The sequence below is a fragment of the Streptomyces sp. NPDC088785 genome (assembly GCF_044750685.1).
In the GTDB taxonomy this organism is placed as follows: Bacteria; Actinomycetota; Actinomycetes; order Streptomycetales; family Streptomycetaceae; genus Streptomyces.
In genome coordinates this window covers 418,983-438,936 of record NZ_JBIVKH010000001.1, presented here as the reverse complement: position 1 = coordinate 438,936, position 19,954 = coordinate 418,983, and the positions used below count along the sequence as shown (strand labels likewise).

Genomic DNA, 19,954 nt, shown 5'->3' with positions numbered 1-19,954 from the left:
GCCTTGCCCGGGCGGGATGGGGCGTTGTGAGAGGCTGACGGCATGAACCGGCTGGCTGGCGTGACCTCGCCCTATCTGCTTCAGCACGCTGACAACCCCGTCGACTGGTGGCCCTGGACGCCGGAGGCGTTCGAGGAGGCGCGGCGGCGTGATGTGCCCGTCCTGCTGTCGGTCGGCTACTCCGCGTGCCACTGGTGCCACGTCATGGCCCACGAGTCCTTCGAGGACGACGCCACCGCCGCGCTGGTCAACGAGAACTTCGTCGCCGTGAAGGTCGACCGGGAGGAGCGGCCCGACGTCGACGCCGTCTACATGGAGGCCGTGCAGGCCGCGACCGGGCACGGTGGGTGGCCGATGACGGTGTTCCTGACGCCGGACGCCGAGCCGTTCTACTTCGGGACGTACTTCCCGCCCGAGCCGCGGCACGGCTCGCCCTCCTTCGGGCAGGTGCTCCAGGGGGTGCGCGACGCCTGGAGCGAGCGGCGCGGAGAGGTCGCCGAGGTCGCCGGGAAGATCAGCGCCGACCTCGCGGCGCGCGAACTGACCCACGGCGGCACGGAGGTGCCCGGCGCGGAGGAGCTGGGGCAGGCGCTGCTGGGCCTGGTGCGCGAGTACGACGCCACGTACGGCGGGTTCGGCGGCGCGCCCAAGTTCCCGCCGTCCATGGTCATCGAGTTCCTGCTGCGCCACCACGCCCGCACCGGCGCCGAGGGCGCGCTCCAGATGGCCGCGGACACCTGTGAGCGGATGGCGCGCGGCGGGATCTACGACCAGCTCGGCGGCGGCTTCGCCCGCTACTCCGTGGACCGCGAGTTCACGGTTCCGCACTTCGAGAAGATGCTCTACGACAACGCGCTGCTGTGCCGCGCGTACGCCCATCTGTGGCGCTCCACCGGCTCGGAGTCGGCCCGCAGGACCGCCCTGGAGACCGCCGACTTCATGGTCCGCGAACTGCGCACGAACGAGGGCGGTTTCGCGTCGGCGCTGGATGCCGACAGCGAGGACCCGGCGAGCGGCGAGCACGTCGAGGGCGCCTACTACGTGTGGACGCCGGCGCAGCTCACCGAGGTGCTGGGGGAGGAGGACGGCCGGCTCGCCGCCCGGTACTTCGGGGTCACCGACGAGGGCACCTTCGAGGAGGGCGCCTCCGTCCTCCGGCTGCCGCAGAGCGACGAGGTGTTCGACGCGGAGCGGATCGCGGACATCCGGCGGCGGCTGCTCGCGGCCCGCGCCGAGCGCCCCGCGCCCGGCCGGGACGACAAGATCGTCGCCGCCTGGAACGGCCTGGCGATCGCCGCGCTCGCCGAGACCGGCGCCTACTTCGGGCGGCAGGACCTCGTGGACGCCGCCGTGGCCGCGGGCGATCTGCTGGTGCGCCTGCACATGGACCCGCAGGCCCGTCTCTCCCGCACCAGCAAGGACGGCCGCGCCGGCCGCAACGCGGGCGTCCTGGAGGACTACGCCGATGTCGCCGAGGGCTTCCTCGCGCTGGCGGCGGTGACCGGGGAGGGGGTCTGGCTGGAGTTCGCCGGGTTCCTGCTCGATCACGTACTGGACCGGTTCGTGGACGCCGGGAGCGGGGCGCTCTTCGACACCGCCGTGGACGCCGAGCGGCTGATCCGCCGCCCGCAGGACCCGACGGACAACGCGGCCCCCTCCGGCTGGACGGCCGCCGCCGGCGCCCTCCTGTCGTACGCGGCCCAGACCGGCTCCGAGCCGCACCGCACCGCCGCCGAGCGGGCGCTGGGCGTCGTCAAGGCGCTCGGCCCGCGCGTGCCCCGCTTCATCGGCAACGGGCTGGCGGTCGCCGAGGCGCTGCTCGACGGGCCCCGGGAGATCGCCGTGGTCGGGGAGGTCGGCGGGCGGCTGCACCACACCGCGCTCACCGGGACCGCCCCCGGCGCCGTCGTCGCCGCCGGGCCCGAGGGCGGCGGCGAACTGCCGCTGCTGGCGGACCGGCCGCGGCTCGGGGACCGGGACACCGCCTATGTGTGCCGGCACTTCGCGTGCGACACCCCGGTGACCGATCCCGACCGGCTGCGACAGATCGTGGGCGAAGCGGCGTCCTGACCCGCCCGGTGCGGCGCCGGGTGTCACTGGACCGGTGCACAGGCCGTTTCCTGCACGGCGGTCGCTGAGATACGTAGGGCATGATCCGCTACCTCGCGACCGCCGCCCTCGCCGCCGCGCCGCTCCTCGTCAGCCCCGCCCCGACGCTCAGCCCCGACACGGTCCACCGGGGTGTCACCGGCTGCTTCGCCTGGTCCTGGAAGGACGGCGGCACCCTCACGACGACGGTGTACTACCGCAACCGCTGCGGTACCGCGCACACCCTGCGCGTGCGCTGGTCGTCGGCGGCGTCCGGCAACGAGGACATCAGGGTCAAGGCCGGTGCGAAGGGCTCGACGTGGAGCTTCATCTCCCTGAAGCCGCTGGGCTTCGCCGACCTGGGGCGCGCCTGAGCGGTCAGAGCCCCTGCTGGACGGTGTCCAGGGCGCGCAGCACCAGGTCGCGCAGGTCCTCCTCGTGCTCGTGCTCGGCCCAGTACATGGTGGCCTGCATGATGGCGCCGACCAGGGCCATCGCGTAGACCCTGACCTCCAGGCCGTCGGCGTCGCGGCCGGTGCGCTCGGCGATCACCCGGCACATCAGCCGGCCGGTGACCGACATCGACTCCATCATCCGGGAGCGCACCGCGGGCGTCTCGACCTGGAGGCGGGTGCGCATCCGGACGACGTCGGGGGACTCCTGCCCGAACGCGAGCCCCATCGCGTGCTCCACGACGTGCCGTACGGAGTCGACGATCGACTCGTCCGCCGGCCGGGCCCGCAGCTCGCGCTCCAGGACCGGGTCGAACTCGTCGGTGAGGACGATGTCCTCCTTGGTCGGGAAGTAGCGGAAGACCGTGGACGGCGACACCTCGGCGGCCTCGGCGATCTGCTCGACCGTCGTCGCGTCGTACCCCTGCTCCTCGATCAGGCGATACGTCGCCTCGCGGATCGCCGTCCTGGTCTTGATCTTCTTGCGCTCGCGGAGCCCGACCTTGGGCTCCGCGGGCGTCTGTGCTGACGCGGCCATGGCACTCATTGTCGGGCATCGGCGCTGATCGGGGCCACCTCCGTACCGGACGCGGTGGTGTCGGCGGGGCGGACGCGGCCGGGCATGAGGACCGCCGCGAGCAGCGCCGAGGCGAGCGCGACGACGCCGATGACGACGAGGGCGAGGTCCATGCCGTGCAGGTACGCGCTGTCCGCCGACGCGGCGAGCGCCCGGTCGCCGAGGCGTCCGGCCACCGCGTGGGCGCCGGTCACCGAGTCGCGGGCGGCCCGCGCGGCCGGGCCGGGCAGCCCCGCCGTGACGAGCCGGTCCGTGTAGGCGCCGGCGACGAGGGCGCCGAGCAGGGCCACGCCGAGCGCGCTGCCGGTCTGCCGGACCGTGCTCAGCAGGCCCGAGCCGCGTCCGGCCCGGTCCTTGGCGAGGGCGGCCATGGCGCCGCCCATCGCGGGGATCATGGCGAAGGCGACGCCGATCCCGGCGATCGACAGCCACAGCGCGGTGAACCCGTACCCCGACGCGGCGGTGGTGCGGGCGCCGAGGAACGCGGCGAAGGCGAGCACCGTCAGCGCCGCGCACACCACCGGGCGGGCCCCGAACCGGACGACGAGCGGCTGCGCGAGGCGCGCGGCGAGCAGCATGCCGGCCATCAGCGGCAGGATCCGCACCCCGGTGCCGAGCGCGTCGGCGCCGAGGACGGCCTGGAGGTACTGCGGCAGCAGGAACAGCACGCCGGACAGGACGAACATGCCGAGCGTCGCGGTCAGGGTGTTGCTGAGGAAGCCGCGGTGGGCCAGCAGCGACAGGTCGAGCATCGGCCGGGTACCGCGCCGCTCGCGCAGGACGAGCGCGGTGAGCAGGAGGGCGGCCGCGGCGAACCCGCCGACGACGAGGGCGTCGCCCCAGCCGCGGCCCGGGCCCTCGATGATCGCGTAGATGAGGCTGCCGAGGCCGAGGGCGGTGAGGACGGTGGAGACGGTGTCGACCGGGGGCGCGGCCGGGTCGCGGCTCTCGGGGAGCAGCAGGAGGCAGGCGGTGATGCCGAGGGCGACCATCGGCACGTTCAGGACGAACACCGAGCCCCACCAGAAGTGGTTGAGCAGCCAGCCGCCGATGATCGGGCCGAGGGGCATGCCGAGCGCGGAGGCCGCCGAGATCAGGCCGATGGCCCTGGTCTGCTCGTCGCGCGGGAAGAGCGAGGGCAGCACGGACATCGCGAGGGGCATCACGAACGCGCCGCCGACGCCCATCAGGGCGCGGGCCACGACGACCCAGGCGACGTCGCTCGCGAGGGCGCCGACGAGGGACGCGGCGAGGAAGACGCCGAGCCCGGTGATCAGCATGCGGCGCCGCCCGAACCGGTCGCCGAGCAGTCCGGCCGGGAGCATCAGCGCGGCGAAGACCACGATGTACGCGTCCGCCATCCACTGCTGCTGACCGGTGCTGGCGCCGAGGTCCCCGGCGATCGTCGGAAGGGCCACGTTGAGGATCGTCATGTCGAAACCGAGGACGAGCATGCTCGCGACCAGGGCCCCGAGGGCCCACCAGCGCCGGGGATCCGGGCGCGACTCCGGAGGTGCTATGACAGTAACCATGAATTGAGAGTAACTGTCACTTCCTAGTGTGTGTCAATGAGGAGTCACTTCCGCGCGCGAAAAGGCCGCGGCTGGTGGGCCGCGGCCTGGGAGGTGCTGGGAGGGGGGTGGGGCGTCAGCCGTGCTGGTACGCCACCAGGGAGATGCCCACGTAGTGCACGGCGAACGCCGCGAGGGTGAGGGAGTGGAACACCTCGTGGAAGCCGAACCAGCGCGGCGACGGGTTCGGACGCTTGATGCCGTAGATGACGCCGCCCGCGCTGTACAGCAGCCCGCCCACGACGACCAGGACGAGCACCGCGACGCCGCCGGCGTGCATGAAGTCCGGCAGGAAGAAGACCGCCGCCCAGCCCATCGCGATGTAGCAGGGGGTGTAGAGCCAGCGCGGGGCGCCGACCCAGAAGACGCGGAAGGCGATGCCCGCGCCCGCCGCCGCCCAGATGCCCCACATCAGCGCGTCGCCCTTGGCGCCCGGCAGCAGCAGCATCGTCAGCGGGGTGTAGGTGCCGGCGATGATCAGGAAGATGTTGGCGTGATCCAGCCGGCGCAGCACGCCGTCGGCGCGCGGCCCCCAGTCGCCCCGGTGGTAGAGCGCGCTCACCCCGAACAGCAGGCAGGCCGTCAGGACGAAGATGCCGCAGGCCACCCGGCCCCGGGTGGAGTCCGCCAGCGCGGTCAGGAACAGGCCGGAGACGAGCACCGCCGGGAACATGCCCGCGTGCAGCCAGCCCCGCAGTTTCGGCTTCAGGGCGGGGGGATCGGTGAGGGCGACGGGGGGACCGGACTGCTCTGCGGCGACGCTCATGCCCGGCATCGTACCTACGCGACCGTAAGTAACAGATAGGGCTGACCCCCGGATCCGGCCTCGGGGCAACCCGAATTCATCGATCGTTAAGCCTCCGCGCCCCCGCGGCGTGAGTGGCAATGCTCACGTCGCTCACCTGTGAGCCCCCCTGGACAGATGGGCGAAACGGTCGGATGATCAAATGAGTGCGGTCGGCACCGGATGAGCGCTCACTGGGAAACAGTGGAACGGGAGGCGCAGCGTCCGGGTCGCGGCCCCCACGGGGCAACCAACTCAACACCCTCATTAGGAGCGATCGTGGCGCGCGACATCGCGGCTCCCGTTTCCCCTGTTTCCCAGGACCCCACCACCCTCCCGACCACCCACCAGGAACTGATCTCGTGGGTCGACGAGATCGCCGGACTGACCCAGCCGGACCGCGTGGTCTGGTGCGACGGCTCCGAGGCCGAGTACGAGCGGCTCGCGGACGAACTCGTCGCCAAGGGCACGTTCCGCAAGCTCGACCCGACGCTGCGCCCGAACTCCTACTACGCCGCCTCCGACCCGACCGATGTCGCGCGGGTCGAGGACCGGACGTTCATCTGCTCCGCGCGGGAGGAGGACGCCGGCCCCACGAACCACTGGAAGGCCCCCGACGAGATGCGGGAGATCTTCCGGGGCAACGAGGGCAACGGCGGCATCTTCCGCGGCTCGATGAAGGGCCGGACGATGTACGTCGTCCCGTTCTGCATGGGCCCGCTCGGCTCCCCGCTGTCCGCCATCGGCGTCGAGATCACCGATTCGGCCTACGTCGCCGTCTCGATGCGCACGATGACCCGGATGGGCCGGCCCGTCCTGGACGAACTCGGCGAGGACGGCTTCTTCGTGAAGGCCGTCCACACGCTGGGCGCCCCGCTGGCCGAGGGCGAGGCCGACGTGGCCTGGCCGTGCAACAGCACCAAGTACATCTCGCACTTCCCCGAGGACCGCGAGATCTGGTCCTACGGCTCCGGCTACGGCGGCAACGCCCTGCTGGGCAAGAAGTGCTACGCCCTGCGCATCGCCTCGGTGATGGCGCGGGACGAGGGCTGGCTGGCCGAGCACATGCTCATCCTCAAGCTGACCCCGCCGCAGGGGGAGGCGAAGTACGTCGCCGCCGCGTTCCCGTCGGCGTGCGGCAAGACCAACCTCGCGATGCTGGAGCCCACCGTCCCGGGCTGGACCGTCGAGACGATCGGCGACGACATCGCCTGGATGCGGTTCGGCGAGGACGGCCGGCTCTACGCGATCAACCCCGAGGCGGGCTTCTTCGGCGTCGCGCCCGGCACCGGCGAGCACACCAACGCCAACGCGATGAAGACGCTGTGGGGCAACTCCGTCTTCACCAACGTCGCGCTCACCGACGACAACGACATCTGGTGGGAGGGGATGACGGAGGAGGTCCCGGCGCACCTCACCGACTGGAAGGGCAACTCCTGGACGCCCGCGTCGGGCGTCCCGGCCGCCCACCCCAACGCCCGCTTCACCACCCCGGCCGCGCAGTGCCCGATCATCGCGCCCGAGTGGGAGGACCCGAAGGGCGTGCCGATCTCGGCGATCCTCTTCGGCGGCCGCCGCGCCTCGGCCGTGCCGCTGGTCACCGAGTCCTTCGACTGGAACCACGGCGTCTTCCTCGGCGCGAACGTGGCCTCCGAGAAGACGGCCGCCGCCGAGGGCAAGGTCGGCGAGCTGCGCCGCGACCCGTTCGCGATGCTGCCGTTCTGCGGCTACAACATGGGCGACTACATGGCCCACTGGGTGAAGGTCGCCCAGGACAAGGACGCGGACAGGCTCCCGAAGATCTACTACGTCAACTGGTTCCGCAAGGACGCGGACGGCCGCTTCGTGTGGCCCGGCTTCGGGGAGAACTCCCGCGTCCTGAAGTGGATCGTGGAGCGGCTCGACGGCCGCGCGGAGGGTGTCGAGACGCCGATCGGCGTGCTCCCCGCCAAGGGCTCCCTGGACACCGACGGCCTGGACCTGCCCGAGGCCGACCTGGACTTCCTGCTCAGCGTCGACAAGGAGGTCTGGCGCGAGGAGGCCGCCCTGGTCCCCGAGCACCTCAACACCTTCGGCGACCACACGCCGAAGGAGCTGTGGGACGAGTACCACGCGCTGGTGAAGCGCCTGGGCTGACCCGCCCCGCCCGAGAAGACCGGCGAGGTCCCGTACAACGGCGTACGGGATCACGGGCCCGTCGCCCTCCCGTGCCGCCCCCGCAAGCCCCTGGGGACGGCGGGAGGCGGCGGGCCCTCGCCCGTCCCGGGCCCGTCCCGGCGCGGGGCGCGCGGGCGGTGCGGCTACGCGGCGGAGACCAGGTGGCCCGCGCCCGCGTGGTACTCCATGCGCCGGGCGGCCAGGATCGCGGCGGCGGTGTCGGCGCGCGAGGCGGCGACGACCAGGGCGCGCCCGGCGAGGGCGTGCGCCCGCTGGTGCAGGCCGTCGACGTGGGGTTCGTGGATGGCCGCGGCCACGGCCGAGCGGACCGGCGGGTGACCCCCGCGCAGCCGCGCGACCTGGGCGGTCAGCTCCTGCGCCGCGCGGTCCAGCTCCGGGTCGGCGGCGGCCTGCCGGATCTCGTCCGTCACCGCGAGCAGCGCGGACAGGTGCCCGGCGAGCTGGATGTCCAGCTCCTCCTCGCGGGAGCGGTGCGGGAAGTCGCCGGGACCGGCCGCCAGGGTGTGGACCGACTTGGTGCGGATCGGTTCGTACATGGCGGCCTCCAGGCGACGACGGCGAAGCTTGGTCTCCATCGTACCTTGGAAACTGTCTAAGTTAGAACTTGTCCAAAGTAAGCCGGGATCCACCCGTCAGAGCTGGCCGTAGCCGTCCAGGAAGGTCCCGATCCGGGTGACCGCCTCCGTCAGCTGCTGCGCCGAGGGCAGCGTGACGACGCGGAAGTGGTCGGGCTCGGGCCAGTTGAAGCCCGTGCCGTGCACCACCATGATCTTCTCGGCGCGCAGCAGGTCGAGCACCAGCTGCCGGTCGTCCTTGACCTTGAAGACCTTCGGGTCGAGGCGCGGGAAGAGGTACAGCGCGCCCTTGGGCTTCACGCACGTCACGCCCGGGATCCGGGTCAGCAGGTCGTACGCGACGTCGCGCTGCTCCTTGAGCCGGCCGCCCGGCAGCACCAGGTCGTTGATCGTCTGGCGGCCGCTGAGCGCGGCGACGACGCCGTGCTGGCCCGGCATGTTCGCGCACAGGCGCATGTTCGCGAGGATCGTCAGGCCCTCGATGTACGACGCGGCGTGCGCCCGCGGCCCGGAGACGGCCATCCAGCCGACGCGGTACCCGGCGACCCGGTACGCCTTCGACATGCCGTTGAAGGTGAGCGTCATGACGTCCGGGGCGACGGCGGCGGTCGGCGTGTGCGTCGCCCCGTCGTACAGGATCTTGTCGTAGATCTCGTCCGAGCAGACGAGCAGGTTGTGGCGGCGCGCGATGTCGGTGAGGCCGCGCAGCATCTCGTCGCTGTACACGGCGCCGGTCGGGTTGTTCGGGTTGATGACGACGATCGCCTTGGTGCGGTCGGTCACCTTGCGCTCGATGTCGGCGAGGTCCGGCATCCAGTCCGCCTGCTCGTCGCAGCGGTAGTGGACGGCCGTACCGCCGGAGAGCGACACGGCCGCCGTCCACAGCGGGTAGTCGGGCGCGGGGACGAGGACCTCGTCGCCGTCGTCGAGCAGCGCCTGCATCGCCATGACGATCAGCTCGGAGACGCCGTTGCCGATGAAGACGTGCTCGACGTCGGTCTCCACGCCGAGCGTCTGGTAGTGCATCATCACCGCGCGCCGGGCGGCGAGCAGGCCCTTGGCGTCGCCGTAGCCGTGGGCGTCCCCCAGGTTGCGGAGCATGTCCTCCAGGATCTCCGGCGGGCACTCGAAGCCGAACGCCGCCGGGTTTCCCGTGTTCAGTTTCAGGATCCGGTGCCCCGCCGCTTCCAGCCGCATCGCCTCCTCGAGCACCGGGCCCCGGATCTCGTAGCAGACGTTGGCGAGCTTGGTCGACTGGATGAGCTGCATGCTCAGACCTTACGGCGGTGTTTCGGCCCGGCGCGCGCCGTTCGCGCCACCCGTGGCGGGCGCACCGCGGATGCGCGGGCACGGAGCGCCGATGGGCTGCGGATCACGGGGTCGGGGGTCCGGCGGGGCTTTGAACGAGCTGGTCGCGGGGGCGGGTGAGATGGGCCACTGGCAGCGGCTCCGGGCCGTCGGCGGCGGTGCCGGCGAGGATGGCCCGCTCGGCGGGGGTCGCGTGCTCGATCCACTCCGGGGCCAGGGCCGCGTACGTGGTGACGTCGTGCCACGCGCCCTGGGTGTGGAAGAGGCCGCGCAGGGTGGCCTCCGGGCGCAGGCCCGCCGCGAGCATGATGTCCCGCATCCGGGTGTGGTCGGCGCGGTGGCCCGCCCAGATCCGGTACAGCCCGAGCGGGCCGAAGCCGTGGGCCATGAGCAGCCGGCCCGCCTCGTGGCCGTGGCCGCGCACCGGGGCGTCGGGCAGCAGCACCAGGCTGGTCAGCATGGCGTTGCGCCCGTACTCCTCGACGAGCAGGCCCATCATGCCGACCATCGTGTCGTCGCCGGGGGCGCACACGGCCATCGTGTGCTTGCGCCGGGGGTGGGCGAAGGGCTGGGTCAGGCACTGCACGAAGGCGTCCTGGGCCTGCCGGGCGTCCATCCGGTCGATGCCGAGGTAGCGGGTCAGCACCCGGTGGGTGTGGATGCGTTCGAACGGGGCCAGGTCGGTGGGGCGCAGCTCGCGCAGCCAGAGCCGGTGGCCGTGCAGTTCGGGCAGCTGGTTCACGCGAGCGCTCCCACCGGCACGCGGCCCACGAGCCGCTCCAGGTCCACGTAGTAGCGGCCCGACGCGACCGGCTCGCCGAGCAGGATCCGGCGGGCGGTGTCGGTGACCAGGGCGCCGCCGAGCGCCACCCCGCTGGCCAGCTGGGGCCAGCTGCACAGGGTGGTGCCGATCCGGCGCAGGGCGTCGGCCATGGCGGGGCTCAGGTTCGCCTCGTCGCAGATGTCGAGGAGGTGGGCGAGCGCGTCGGCCGGGGCGAGGCCGCGCACCTGCGCCGCCGTCAGGCCGCCGCCGCGGCCGTGGAAGAGGGGGCGGTCCGGCTCCAGGTCGAAGCGTTCGACGTCGAGCAGCCCGCGGTCGTTGGCGTCCATCAGGACGGGCACCCGGCGGGCCCGCGCGTGCTCGCGCACGGCCGTCTTCACCCAGGGGGTGTCGCACTCCTCGACGACCAGGTCGAGGGCCTGCTCCCCGGCGCCGACGAACGCGCCGACGCCGTCCTCGGTGAGTCCCTCGGGCCACAGCTCGATGTCGAGGTAGGGGTCGGTCTCGTACATCTGGCGGGCGCACAGGACGGTCTTGGCGAGGCCGAGGTCGTGCACGCCCGCCCGCAGCCGGTTGAGGTTGCTCAGGCCGATGTCGTCGAAGTCGGCCAGCCGGAACGATCCGCCAACGCCCTCCATGGCACAGGTCAGCGCGGCGCTGTTGCCCACGGAGAGGCCGACGACGCCGATCCTGCGGCGCAGCAGGCGCTCCTGCCCGGCGCTGGTGATCTTGTCCCGGTTGCGGTCGGTGCGCACCCGGCGGAACTCCCGCTCGGGCAGCACCCGGACGAGCCGGCCCGACCAGGGGTACCAGACCCAGGTGCCGTAGAGGCGCGGATCGGCGCCGGCGAGCACGTCGGCGACGGCGGCGTCCCGCGCGGGCCCGGCCGGGGCGTCGCCCGGGCGCAGGCAGCGGACGAGTTCGGCGAGCTGGTCGGCGAGGCGGTCGTGCGTCTCGCGTACGTCGCCGGAGGCGCGCAGCGAGTCGAGGCGGGCCCGGTCCCGGGGGTCGACGGGACGCAGCAGGACGGGGCGCCAGGGGGCCGGTACGGCCGGGGTGTCCGGCGCTCCTCGCTTGCTTGCGCGGAGAGTGACGGAGGGGGCGGTATTGATCACAGTCGGTGAAATTAGCAGCGCGAAGGGGTGCGATGGGGGCGCGCAAGGGTTTTGCGCTACGGGAAAACATGAACGATTCGTACTCTGGGACATCTGTTGTTCGAGTGTACGTTCGAATAAAGCGGTACGGTGGGGTCATGCTTCAGGGATCGCTGTTCGACCAGACCGAGGAGATCGCGCTCGGCCCGCTCGCCGGTGTGCGGCGGACCGAGCTCGGGGCGGGCGCCTGGATCGACGTCCTGCCCGGCTGGCTGCGCGGCGCCGACGCGCTGTTCGAGCACCTGGCCGGTGCGGTGCCCTGGCAGGCCGAGCGGCGGCAGATGTACGAACGCGTGGTCGATGTGCCCCGGCTGCTGAAGTTCTACGGCGCCGGGCAGGAGCTTCCGCATCCGGTGCTCGACGCCGCCCGCGACGCGCTGTCCGCGCACTACGCCGAGGAGCTGGGGGAGCCGTTCACCACCGCCGGGCTCTGCCACTACCGGGACGGGCGGGACAGCGTCGCCTGGCACGGGGACCGGAGCGGGCGCGGCGCCCGGGTGGACACCATGGTCGCCATCGTGTCCGTGGGGGCGCCGCGGGACCTCCTGCTGCGGCCGGTCGGCTCCGGCGGGACCGCCGTGCGGCGGGCGCTCGGACACGGGGACCTGATCGTGATGGGCGGGTCCTGCCAGCGCACCTGGGAGCACGCGATCCCGAAGTCGGCCCGGGCCATCGGGCCGCGGATCAGCGTGCAGTTCCGGCCCAGCGGGGTGCGGTGACGCGGCGGGCGGCGTCGGGCGCTACGCGGCGGCGGGGGTGCGGCGGACCGAGCGGCCGGCCAGGACGTCGGTGCGCCGGCCGTCCTCGATGACCGGCCTGCCGTCGATCAGGACGTGCGGGATGCCCTCCGGCAGGGTCCGCGGCGCCGCGAACGTCGATCCCGCCGCCACCGTCTGCGGGTCGAACAGCACCAGGTCCGCGCGGTAGCCCTCGCGGACCAGCCCGCGGTCGCGCAGCCGCAGCCGCGCCGCCGGCCGCGCGGTGAGGTGCGCGACCGTCTCCTCGAGCGACAGCACGCCCAGGTCGCGGGCGTAGTGGCCGAGGTAGTGCGGGAACGTGCCGTACGCGCGCGGGTGCGGCTTCGTGCCCTGGAGGATGCCGTCGCTGCCGCCGGTGTGCACCGGGTGCCGCATGATCGCGCGGACGTTCTCCTCGTGCCCGACGTGCTGGAGGATCGTCGAGCCCAGGCCGTCCTCCAGCAGCAGGCGGCGCGCGGTGGTCCAGGGCGACTCGGCGCGCTCGGCGGCGGACTCGGCGACGGTCCTGCCGACGTAGGAGGCGAGCGCGGGGTCCGTCGTCCCCGAGATCTCGATGCGGTCCCACTCGATCGGGACGCCGTGGCAGCCGTCGGAGCCGATCTCCTCGACGTGCTCGCGGATCCGCTCGCAGACCGCGTCGTCGCGCAGCCGGGCGAGGGTGGCGTCCGGGCCGCCCTCGTTGGCCCAGCTCGGCAGCATCGCCACGAGCGTGGTGGCGCCCGGCGTGTACGGGTACGTGTCCAGGCTGATGTCGGCGCCCGCCGCGATCGCCCCGTCGAGGAGGGCGAGCAGGTCCACGCCCTTGCCCTTGTTCACGCCGAAGTTCATCGTGGCGTGCGCCAGGTGCAGGGCGCAGCCCGCGGTGCGGGACAGCTCGACCATCTCGCGGTACGCGTCGAGCGCGCCGGCGCCGTAGCTGCGGTGGTGGGGGCAGTAGTAGCCGTCGTACGCGGCCACCGTGCGGCACAGCTCGGTGAGTTCGGCGTCCTTGGCGTACATGCCGGGCGTGTAGGTGAGGCCCGACGACATGCCGACCGCGCCCTGCTCCAGGCCCTCGGTGACGAGGCGCTTCATGTGGTCCAGCTCGGCGTCGCTCGCGTCGCGGTCCTCCCAGCCGACCGCGTACATCCGCACCGTGCCCTGGGGGATGAGGTAGGCGGCGTTCACGGCGATGCCGCGGTCGAGGCGGTCCAGGTACTCGCCGACCGTGCGCCAGTCGAAGTCGACGGAGGTGTCGTCGGGGCCGCCGCCGTTCCAGCCGGTGATGGTGCGGCGGACCTGGTCCAGGGTGCGGTCGTCCACCGGGGCGTAGGACAGGCCGTCCTGGCCGAGGACCTCCAGGGTGACGCCCTGGGCGGCCTTCGCGCTGTGGTCGGGGTCGCGCAGCAGCGCGAGGTCGCTGTGGGCGTGCATGTCGATGAAGCCGGGGCTCAGGGCGAGGCCGGTGGCGTCGAGGGTGCGGGGGGCCGTCGGGCGCGGGCCCGGGTCGCGGTCGCTGTGGATCTCGGCGATGCGGCCCTCGGCGATCTTCACGTCCGCGCGGTAGGAGGCTCCGCCGGTGCCGTCGATCACTCGGGTGTTCTTGATGACCAGGTCCATGGGGAGCCTCTCGTCTGCCAGTTGTTGTCGGGGGTCGGGGCGCGCCGTCGTCACCGCCGGCCGGGGGAGGGGCCACGGCGGCGCGCCGGACGCGGGGCCTAGAAGAAGGTGCGGATGTAGTCCACGACCGTGCCGTCGGCCTCGACGAGGGGGATCAGCTGCCACTTGTCGAACGCGGTGCAGGGGTGCGACAGGCCCATGCCGAGCCAGTCGCCCACCTCCAGCTCCGCCCCGTCGTCCAGGCCGAGCCACCCGTGCTGGTCGGAGAGGCCCGTCACCGCGACCCCGGTGGCCTCGCGCACCGCGCCACCGCGGGCGGGGCGGACGGCCTGGGCCTCGGGCAGGTCGAGGTCGTGGGCGGCGTCGCGCTTGCCCGCGTTGATGAAGGCCTGGTCCGGCGCGGGCCGCGACACGACCTGCGCCCACAGCCGGAACGCCGGATGCAGCGCCCCCTCCTCGGGGACCCGGTTGAACGGCGTGAGGTGGCGGTAGTGGCCGTCGTCGTGCGAGACGTACGCGCCGGAGCGCAGCAGCTTCAGGACCGGTGCGCCCAGCTCGGGGATCTGTGCGAACACGTCCGCCACCGCGTCGAACCACGCGGAGCCGCCCGCGCTGACCACGATCTCGTCGAGGCCCGCGAACCGCCCGGCCCGGTCGAACTCCGCCGCCAGCGCGACCAGCCGGCGCAGCCAGGCGCGGACCCGCTCGCCGTCGGCCTGCGGCACCTCGCCCTCGTACCCGGCGACGCCCACGAGCCGCAGCCGGTCGGCGCCGGCCACCGCGTCGGCGACGGCCGCGCACTCGGCCTCGGTGCGGACCCCGGTGCGCGCGCCCGCTCCGGCGGCCAGCTCCACGACGACGTCCACCGGCCGGGTCGCGCCCGCCTGCGACAGGGCGGCCTGCATCAGCTCCACGCCGCGTACGGAATCCACGTAGCAGACGAACCGGAAGGCGGGGTCGGCGGTGAGTTCGGCGGCCAGCCAGCGCAGCGCGGCCGCGTCGACCAGCTCGTTCGCCAGGAAGATCCGCTCGACGCCGAAGTGCCGGGCCACCCGCACCTGGTGCGGCACGGCGAGGGTGATGCCCCACGCGCCGTGCTCGATCTGCCGGTGGAAGAGCCGCGGCGCCATCGACGTCTTGCCGTGCGGGGCGAAGGTCAGGCCGTGGCGCGTGGCGTAGGTCTCCATCAGCGCGAGATTGTGTTCCAGGCGCTCGGCGGAGAGGGCGAGGACGGGGCTGGTGAAGCCGTCCGTGAAGAGGTTGAGGCGGCGGTCGGCGAGCTCGCCGACCGTGGCGCCCTCGGCCTCGGGGGGCAGTCCCTTGAAGCGGAAGTCCACCCGTTCCTGCGCGAGCTCGTCCAGGCGGTCGGCGGTCATGGGCCCTCCTCGAGGCGGACTGTTGCATTATTTGCAACGGTCATTGCGTATGTCGCTCACTGCTGTCTAACATCCGAGCCGATGCCGGGTCAACGAAGCCGTAGACCCCCACCCCCGAGGAGGACGCCCCATGAATGGCACGCCGGTGGACGTCGTCGCGCTCGGCGAGTCCATGGTCACGTTCCGGCCCACCGCGCCCGGACGCCTCGCCGATGTGCCGTCCTTCGACCGCGGGATCGGCGGCGCCGAGTCCAACGTCGCGTGCGTCCTGGCCGCCGGCGGACACCGCACGCGCTGGGTCAGCCGGGTCGGCGCGGACGGCTTCGGCGACCACCTCGTCGAGGCCATCGGCGGCTACGGCGTCGACGTCGGCGCCGTGCGCCGCGACCCCGACCGCCCCACCGGCATCTACTTCCGCACCGCGGGGGACCGGGGCGGCGACAGCCACGAGGTCGCCTACTACCGCGCCGGGTCCGCGGCCTCCGCGATGTCGGCGGCCACCCTGGACCTCGACGCGCTGCGCGCCGGCCGCGTCCTGCACCTGTCCGGGATCACCGCCGCGCTCTCCGCCGACTGCCTCGACCTGCTGCGCACCCTCACCGACGGCTCGACCCCGGGCACCGTCTCCTTCGACGTCAACCACCGGCCCGGCCTGTGGCGCACCCCCGAGGACGCCCGGGTCCTGCTCGACCTGGCCCGCCGCGCCGACCTCGTCTTCGTCGGCGAGGACGAGGCCGAGGACGCCTGGGGCGTCACCGGCGGCCCCGACGCCATCCGCGCCGCGCTGCCCGAACCGGCCCTCCTCGTCGTCAAGCAGGGCGCCGCGGGCGCCGTCGCCTTCGACCGCTCGTCCGGTGAGCGCCGCCACTTCGAACCCGCCCCGCGCGTCGACGTCGTCGCCGCCGTCGGCGCCGGCGACGCCTTCGCCGCCGGATTCCTCTCCGCGACCCTGCGCGGACTGCCCGCCGCCGCCCGGCTGCGCCACGGCCACCTGTGGGCCGCCGCCGCCCTCACCGTCCCCGGCGACCTCGCCGCGCCCCCGCACCGCGCCCACGCCGACCGGCTGGCCGCCCTGCCCGGGGCCGCGTGGGAGACACTGCACCTCGGCCCCGGCTGGACCGAAGCGACCGAAGCAGCCGACAGCGGGGCCGCCGAGGAGGTACGTACGCCATGAGCCAGACCGTCGACCGCGCGCTCAGCATCCTGCCGCTGCTCGCCGAGGGACCCGCGGACCTGGGGCAGGTCGCCGACCGGCTCGGCGTCCACAAGTCCACCGCCCTGCGGCTGCTGCGCACCCTGCACGAGCACGGCCTGGTGCACCGCCAGTCCGACCAGCGCTACCGGCTCGGCGCCCGCCTCTTCGCGCTCGCCCAGGAAGCCGTCGAGAACCTCGACGTCCGGGAGATCGCCCACCCCCACCTCGTCGCGCTCAACGAGAAGTGCGGCCACACGGTCCACCTCGCCGTGTACGAGGAGCACGAGGTCCTCTACATCGACAAGGTCGAGAGCCGCTACCCGGTGCGCATGTACTCGCGCATCGGCAAGCCCGTCGCCATCACCGTGGCGGCCGTCGCGAAACTGCTGCTCGCCGACCGCCCCGAGGCCGAGCGCCGCACCCTCGCGGAGAGGCTCGACTACCCCCTGTACACGGCCCGTTCGACGCCGAACGCCCCCGCCTTCCTGCGGGAGCTGGAGAAGGTGCGCGAACAGGGCTGGGCCACCGACCTGGGTGGCCACGAGGAGTCGATCAACTGCGTCGGAGCGCCCATCCGCGGCGCCGACGGACGGGTCGTCGCCGCCATGTCGGTCTCCGCACCGAACGTCGTCGTCACCGCCGAGGAACTCCTCACCCTGCTCCCGCTCGTGCGCCGCACGGCGGAAGTGATCAGCCGGGACTACTCCGGCAACCCCCCAACCAAGGAAGCCAGTTCACGATGACCGAGAACGCCAAGACCGCACTCACCCCCGCCACGCACACCACCCCGCCCGCGAAGTTCTCGCACGGCGTCAAGAAGGGCAACATCCTTCAGGTCGCGGGCCAGGTCGGCTTCCTCCCGGCCGTCGAGGGCCAGGCCCCCACCCCGGCCGGCCCGACCCTGCGCGAGCAGACCCTCCAGACCTTCGCCAACGTCAAGGCGATCCTCGAAGAGGGCGGCGCCACCTGGGACGACGTCATGATGATGCGCGTCTACCTGACGGACGTCGACCACTTCGCCGAGATGAACAAGATCTACAACGAGTACTTCGAGGAGCAGGGCCTGACCGCCCCGGCCGCCGCGCGCACGACCGTGTACGTCGGTCTGCCCAAGGGCCTGCTCATCGAGATCGACGCGCTCGCCGTCCTCGGCTGAGCCCCCGCACCACCCGCTGAACCACCCGCAAGCCGTACGTCGTCACGGCACGGCCCACCCGCTCCCGCAGCGCGGTGCGCCGTGCCGCGATCCCCCCTGCCCCGAAAGCCCATGCACTTACGAGGTCAACGATGTCCCCGTTCGCACTCGCCGCCCCGCTCGCGGCCCCCGCCGAGGCCCCGCCGCACACCGGCGGCATCCTCACGATCATCGACGGCACCGCCGGTCTGCTGACCGTCGCCCTCCTCGGGATCGTGCTGCTGCTCGTCCTGATCATCAAGGCCCGCATCCAGCCCTTCGTCGCCCTGCTCGCGGTCTCCATAGCCGTCGGCCTCGGCGCCGGCCTGTCGGTCACCGAACTCTTCGGCACCGTCCAGAAGTCCGACGCCGTCTCCACCATCGAGTCCGGCATGGGCGGCACCCTCGGACACGTCGCGATCATCATCGGCCTGGGCACCATGCTCGGCGCGGTCCTGGAGGTCTCCGGCGGCGCCGAGGTCCTGGCCTCCCGCCTGCTGAACCTCTTCGGCGAGAAGCGCGCCCCCCTCGCGATGGGCCTGACCGGCCTGATCTTCGGCATCCCCGTCTTCTTCGACGTCGGCATCTTCGTCCTCGCGCCGATCGTCTACGCGGCCGCCAAGCGCGGCGGCAAGTCGATCATCCTCTACTGCATGCCGCTGCTCGCGGGCCTGTCGATGACGCACGCCTTCCTGCCGCCGCACCCCGGCCCCGTCGCCGCCGCCGGACTGCTGAAGGTCGACCTCGGCTGGGTCATCCTCATGGGCATCGTCTGCGGCATCCCCGCCGTGCTCGCCGCCTGGGGCTGGGCCGCCTGGATCGGCAAGCGGATCTTCGTCCCCGTACCGCAGGACATGGTCGAGGCGGCCGAGGAGGCCAAGGCCGCCCTGGCGGCCGAGCAGCGCGCCTCCGGCGTCACCCCCACCGAGAAGCCGGTCCCGCTGGGCACCGTGTTCACCATCATCGGTACGCCGCTGGTGCTGATCCTCCTCGCGACGTTCTCCTCGATCGCCTTCGACCCGTCCACGGGCCGCTCGGTCATCGAGTTCTTCGGCCACCCCTTCGTCGCCCTGACGATCGCCCTGCTCATGGCCTACTACCTGCTGGGCATCCGGCGCGGCTGGTCCCGCAAGTCCCTGGAGACGGTGTCGACCGCGTCGCTGAAGCCGGTCGGCAACATCCTCCTGGTGGTCGGCGCGGGCGGGGTCTTCGGCGCCGTCCTCAAGGCGAGCGGCATCGCCGACGCCCTGGCCGACACGTTCAACGGCATGGGCCTGCCCGTCATCGTCCTCGCCTACCTGATCTCGCTGGTGCTGCGCGTCGCCCAGGGCTCGGCGACGGTCGCCATCGTCACGACGGCGGGCATCGTCGCCCCGCTGCTCTCCGAGGGCCACTACTCGCAGCCGTTCACCGCGCTGGTCATCATGGCGATCTCGGCGGGCTCCATCTTCGCCTCGCACGTGAACGACGGCGGGTTCTGGATGGTCGCCAAGTATTTCGGCATCTCCGAACGCGACACGCTGCGCACCTGGACCGTCCTGGAGTCGGTCCTGTCGCTGGCCGGGTTCGCGGTCGCGGCCGTGGTCAGCCTGTTCGTCTAGTCGGCTAGTCGGTCAGGCGGTTCGTCCGGCCGCCCGGATTGTCACTCAGCGGGGCGGCGTCCTGACCCACCATGGTGGGCGGGCGCCGTCCGGCCGTTCGTGACCAGGACGTGAGGGGCCGGGGGGCGCGGGACACAGCGTCGTCCGCCATACTTCGGCGCGTGGAGCAGCGTATGGACAGTCAGAAGGTCACGCCCGTCGCCGGCGCCGGTTCCGACCCGGCGTACGTCCCCGGCCTGACGTCTCCCGCCAAGGAGACGGTTGTCGAGGACGCCCAGGCCACCGAGGCGGAAGCGGACGAGCCCGCGGGGGAGGTGAGCGCGCGGGACGAGCCCGGGAGGCCGTCGCTGGAGAAGACGGCGCCCGAGCCCGAGGACGCCGTGCCGGGCACGGCGGGCGACACCGCCGGGGCGGACGGTGCCGAGTCCGGGGCGCGGGAGGGATCCGGCGCGGAGCCGGAGGCCGGGCCGCAGGCCGACGGCGCGCGGGACGGCGGCGTCACGCTGGAGGCCAAGGACCGCCGCGGCTCGATCAGCGTCGACGCGACCGGTGTCCGCTACACCCTCGACGACCAGGCGGCCGACTTCACCTGGGACGAGATCAGCGCGGTCGAGTACGGCACCTCGCGCAAGCGCCTCACGGTGACCGTCCACACGCCCAACAGCCGCTGGTACCCCAACGACGTCGAGGCCCCCGACAAGTCCCGCCTCAAGGAGTGGACGGACAGCCTCGACAAGGCGCTGGACCTCTACTTCGAGGACTGACCGCCCTCTCCTTCGAGGG

18 protein-coding genes are annotated in these 19,954 nt (G+C 72.9%); 9 read left to right on the top strand and 9 right to left on the bottom strand.

Features of this window, described 5'->3' with window-relative positions; genetic code table 11:
• Window positions 1-42 precede the first annotated feature (42 nt).
• Together ACIP5K_RS01905 and ACIP5K_RS01900 are read left to right on the top strand one after the other, a co-directional pair.
• Complete coding sequence (locus tag ACIP5K_RS01905; RefSeq protein ID WP_401403985.1) at window positions 43-2,070, top strand: thioredoxin domain-containing protein; 2,028 nt, start codon at window positions 43-45, stop codon at window positions 2,068-2,070.
• An 80-nt stretch (window positions 2,071-2,150) separates the two neighbouring features.
• A complete protein-coding gene (locus tag ACIP5K_RS01900; RefSeq protein ID WP_401403983.1) occupies window positions 2,151-2,462 on the top strand; it encodes a hypothetical protein in 312 nt (103 codons plus the stop codon).
• A 4-nt stretch (window positions 2,463-2,466) separates the two neighbouring features.
• Here ACIP5K_RS01900 and ACIP5K_RS01895 read toward each other — a convergent pair whose 3' ends face one another.
• From ACIP5K_RS01895 to ACIP5K_RS01885, 3 genes are all read right to left on the bottom strand, one after another.
• The gene (locus ACIP5K_RS01895) at window positions 2,467-3,078 is read right to left on the bottom strand and encodes a TetR/AcrR family transcriptional regulator (RefSeq protein ID WP_401403981.1); all 612 of its coding nucleotides are present in this window, start codon (window positions 3,076-3,078) and stop codon (window positions 2,467-2,469) included.
• 5 nt (window positions 3,079-3,083) lie between these two features.
• A complete protein-coding gene (locus ACIP5K_RS01890; protein ID WP_401403979.1) occupies window positions 3,084-4,649 on the bottom strand; it encodes an MFS transporter in 1,566 nt (521 codons plus the stop codon).
• A gap of 115 nt (window positions 4,650-4,764) precedes the next feature.
• Window positions 4,765-5,454, bottom strand: a complete 690-nt coding sequence (locus ACIP5K_RS01885) for a hemolysin III family protein (protein WP_401403977.1) — start codon at window positions 5,452-5,454, stop codon at window positions 4,765-4,767.
• Window positions 5,455-5,751: 297 nt separating this feature from the next.
• On the opposite strand from ACIP5K_RS01885, the gene ACIP5K_RS01880 reads away from it, so the two are divergent.
• A complete protein-coding gene (locus ACIP5K_RS01880) occupies window positions 5,752-7,608 on the top strand; it encodes a phosphoenolpyruvate carboxykinase (GTP) (RefSeq protein ID WP_401403976.1) in 1,857 nt (618 codons plus the stop codon).
• 164 nt (window positions 7,609-7,772) lie between these two features.
• On the opposite strand, the gene ACIP5K_RS01875 is transcribed toward ACIP5K_RS01880, so the two are convergent.
• The 4 genes from ACIP5K_RS01875 to ACIP5K_RS01860 form a co-directional block, all read right to left on the bottom strand.
• Complete coding sequence (locus ACIP5K_RS01875) at window positions 7,773-8,186, bottom strand: hypothetical protein (RefSeq protein WP_401405225.1); 414 nt, start codon at window positions 8,184-8,186, stop codon at window positions 7,773-7,775.
• Window positions 8,187-8,282: 96 nt separating this feature from the next.
• On the bottom strand, window positions 8,283-9,494 hold the full coding sequence (locus ACIP5K_RS01870) for a pyridoxal phosphate-dependent aminotransferase (protein ID WP_401403974.1): 1,212 nt from the start codon (window positions 9,492-9,494) through the stop codon (window positions 8,283-8,285).
• Window positions 9,495-9,597: 103 nt separating this feature from the next.
• Window positions 9,598-10,275, bottom strand: coding sequence for a GNAT family N-acetyltransferase (locus tag ACIP5K_RS01865; RefSeq protein WP_401403972.1), 678 nt, complete (start codon window positions 10,273-10,275; stop codon window positions 9,598-9,600).
• On the bottom strand, window positions 10,272-11,429 hold the full coding sequence (locus ACIP5K_RS01860; RefSeq protein ID WP_401403970.1) for a ThiF family adenylyltransferase: 1,158 nt from the start codon (window positions 11,427-11,429) through the stop codon (window positions 10,272-10,274). The genes ACIP5K_RS01865 and ACIP5K_RS01860 overlap by 4 nt, the downstream gene beginning before the upstream one ends.
• 137 nt (window positions 11,430-11,566) lie before the next feature.
• On the opposite strand from ACIP5K_RS01860, the gene ACIP5K_RS01855 reads away from it, so the two are divergent.
• Complete coding sequence (locus ACIP5K_RS01855) at window positions 11,567-12,187, top strand: alpha-ketoglutarate-dependent dioxygenase AlkB (RefSeq protein WP_401403969.1); 621 nt, start codon at window positions 11,567-11,569, stop codon at window positions 12,185-12,187.
• Between the two features lie 21 nt (window positions 12,188-12,208).
• Here the strand turns inward: ACIP5K_RS01855 and ACIP5K_RS01850 are convergent, their stop codons facing one another.
• Together ACIP5K_RS01850 and ACIP5K_RS01845 are read right to left on the bottom strand one after the other, a co-directional pair.
• On the bottom strand, window positions 12,209-13,825 hold the full coding sequence (locus tag ACIP5K_RS01850; RefSeq protein WP_401403967.1) for an amidohydrolase family protein: 1,617 nt from the start codon (window positions 13,823-13,825) through the stop codon (window positions 12,209-12,211).
• A gap of 98 nt (window positions 13,826-13,923) precedes the next feature.
• Window positions 13,924-15,201 (bottom strand): alanine racemase, encoded by a 1,278-nt coding sequence (locus tag ACIP5K_RS01845; RefSeq protein ID WP_401403965.1) that lies wholly within the window; start codon window positions 15,199-15,201, stop codon window positions 13,924-13,926.
• A gap of 130 nt (window positions 15,202-15,331) precedes the next feature.
• Here ACIP5K_RS01845 and ACIP5K_RS01840 point away from each other — a divergent pair, with 130 nt between their 5' ends.
• The 5 genes from ACIP5K_RS01840 to ACIP5K_RS01820 all read left to right on the top strand — a co-directional run bounded on the left by ACIP5K_RS01840 (window position 15,332) and on the right by ACIP5K_RS01820 (window position 19,935).
• On the top strand, window positions 15,332-16,375 hold the full coding sequence (locus tag ACIP5K_RS01840; RefSeq protein WP_401403963.1) for a sugar kinase: 1,044 nt from the start codon (window positions 15,332-15,334) through the stop codon (window positions 16,373-16,375).
• A complete protein-coding gene (locus ACIP5K_RS01835; RefSeq protein WP_401403961.1) occupies window positions 16,372-17,139 on the top strand; it encodes an IclR family transcriptional regulator in 768 nt (255 codons plus the stop codon). The genes ACIP5K_RS01840 and ACIP5K_RS01835 overlap by 4 nt, the downstream gene beginning before the upstream one ends.
• Window positions 17,136-17,552, top strand: coding sequence for a RidA family protein (locus ACIP5K_RS01830; RefSeq protein ID WP_351448599.1), 417 nt, complete (start codon window positions 17,136-17,138; stop codon window positions 17,550-17,552). The genes ACIP5K_RS01835 and ACIP5K_RS01830 overlap by 4 nt, the downstream gene beginning before the upstream one ends.
• Window positions 17,553-17,683: 131 nt before the next feature.
• Complete coding sequence (locus ACIP5K_RS01825; RefSeq protein ID WP_401403960.1) at window positions 17,684-19,171, top strand: GntP family permease; 1,488 nt, start codon at window positions 17,684-17,686, stop codon at window positions 19,169-19,171.
• 173 nt (window positions 19,172-19,344) lie between these two features.
• A complete protein-coding gene (locus ACIP5K_RS01820; RefSeq protein ID WP_401403959.1) occupies window positions 19,345-19,935 on the top strand; it encodes a hypothetical protein in 591 nt (196 codons plus the stop codon).
• The last annotated feature ends 19 nt before the right edge of the window (window positions 19,936-19,954 follow it).

Coding starts and splice junctions, on each gene's coding strand:
- ACIP5K_RS01820 (WP_401403959.1), top strand. CDS start 19,345: ATGGACAGTCAGAAGGTCACGCCCGTCGCCGGCGCCGGTTCCGACCCG.
- ACIP5K_RS01835 (WP_401403961.1), top strand. CDS start 16,372: ATGAGCCAGACCGTCGACCGCGCGCTCAGCATCCTGCCGCTGCTCGCC.
- ACIP5K_RS01885 (WP_401403977.1), bottom strand. CDS start 5,454: ATGAGCGTCGCCGCAGAGCAGTCCGGTCCCCCCGTCGCCCTCACCGAT.
- ACIP5K_RS01830 (WP_351448599.1), top strand. CDS start 17,136: ATGACCGAGAACGCCAAGACCGCACTCACCCCCGCCACGCACACCACC.
- ACIP5K_RS01890 (WP_401403979.1), bottom strand. CDS start 4,649: ATGGTTACTGTCATAGCACCTCCGGAGTCGCGCCCGGATCCCCGGCGC.
- ACIP5K_RS01895 (WP_401403981.1), bottom strand. CDS start 3,078: ATGGCCGCGTCAGCACAGACGCCCGCGGAGCCCAAGGTCGGGCTCCGC.
- ACIP5K_RS01855 (WP_401403969.1), top strand. CDS start 11,567: ATGCTTCAGGGATCGCTGTTCGACCAGACCGAGGAGATCGCGCTCGGC.
- ACIP5K_RS01870 (WP_401403974.1), bottom strand. CDS start 9,494: ATGCAGCTCATCCAGTCGACCAAGCTCGCCAACGTCTGCTACGAGATC.
- ACIP5K_RS01850 (WP_401403967.1), bottom strand. CDS start 13,825: ATGGACCTGGTCATCAAGAACACCCGAGTGATCGACGGCACCGGCGGA.
- ACIP5K_RS01900 (WP_401403983.1), top strand. CDS start 2,151: ATGATCCGCTACCTCGCGACCGCCGCCCTCGCCGCCGCGCCGCTCCTC.
- ACIP5K_RS01840 (WP_401403963.1), top strand. CDS start 15,332: ATGAATGGCACGCCGGTGGACGTCGTCGCGCTCGGCGAGTCCATGGTC.
- ACIP5K_RS01845 (WP_401403965.1), bottom strand. CDS start 15,201: ATGACCGCCGACCGCCTGGACGAGCTCGCGCAGGAACGGGTGGACTTC.
- ACIP5K_RS01905 (WP_401403985.1), top strand. CDS start 43: ATGAACCGGCTGGCTGGCGTGACCTCGCCCTATCTGCTTCAGCACGCT.
- ACIP5K_RS01825 (WP_401403960.1), top strand. CDS start 17,684: ATGTCCCCGTTCGCACTCGCCGCCCCGCTCGCGGCCCCCGCCGAGGCC.
- ACIP5K_RS01875 (WP_401405225.1), bottom strand. CDS start 8,186: ATGTACGAACCGATCCGCACCAAGTCGGTCCACACCCTGGCGGCCGGT.